Below are 1,002 nucleotides of genomic sequence, written 5' to 3' on the forward strand. Positions count from 1 at the left end.
CACGCCCTCCCCAGCAGACAGAGCGATGATTGCCTCTGCGTGAGCGCGGGCGTTGGCTTCAGTGGAGTGGATCGCGTTGTTGCGAAAAAAGGCACTGTCCACGGTGTCGTCTAGCCACTTGCATCTCACGACCAAGCTCGCTTCCGACAGATCAATGGCCCAATACCAGTCTTCAGTTTTTGGCTCCACCCGCATCGGCTCCGGCACCGCGCGATCACCGATCATGATGTGGCAAGGTGGGCAGATTGGTCCGTGGTTCTCTGGCCCGCGATATGCCAGAGCCGCCTCTTTTTGTTCTGGCGTCAGTTGAGCAAACCAGCCTGTCATGTGGCCGGGTGGGCAGGTGGGGGCGTCTGACGGCGTTGCGTGGTGCTTGGCGATTGCCTCGCGCATCGAGCCGGTTGGAGCGGTTGATGCGAGCGCGTCGTTGACAACGTCCCATGCGGCGTCATCGAAGCACTGGAACTTGCCGCTGCTGGCAACCAAGGTCAGCGCACCCCGCAGCCTCTCCACCTCGCTTTCGGGAGCGGGGGCGTCGAGGGGGCGGAGAGTGGATACTTCCGCCGTGTCCATGCAGCCGTCCTGGTCTTCCAGCCACGCAAAATCGCCGTTACGAGCCAGCATAATCGCGGTGTCGCCGTTCCTGCGGATTACGGGCAATCCATCCTTCGGGATTTCGACGCTCCACAGATCAACAGGGGCGCGGCGGACGAGGGTGAAGAACGTGCGATGCGCACTGATGCCTTCCCACGCCAGATCGCTAACCCCATCCCTGAAGGGAAGCCTTGCCTCGATGATGTCGGCAGCTTTCGTGACTACCAGTTCAATCGAAACGCGGTCGCCAATCTGAATTTCGGTCATGCCGCAGCCCTTTCCTGAATGTGACGTCCCCACTGCTCAGCCGCAGCTTCTGCGATGCCGGCAAATGTTTCGGACCTAAGCTTCCAGCGGTCAGGTCCGGGGCTTGCGTGATGGATTTTGGCCCGCTCGCCGTAGGGCAGG

Annotated in this window: 1 protein-coding gene; it reads right to left on the bottom strand. The window is 61.3% G+C overall.

What is annotated here, in order from left to right:
* Positions 1-861, bottom strand: an 861-nt coding sequence (locus IE243_RS22865) for a hypothetical protein (protein WP_191321571.1), incomplete at its 3' end; no start/stop codon positions are given.
* Positions 862-1,002: the final 141 nt, after the last annotated feature.

The organism is Camelimonas fluminis (assembly GCF_014656355.1).
GTDB lineage: Bacteria > Pseudomonadota > Alphaproteobacteria > Rhizobiales > Beijerinckiaceae > Camelimonas > Camelimonas fluminis.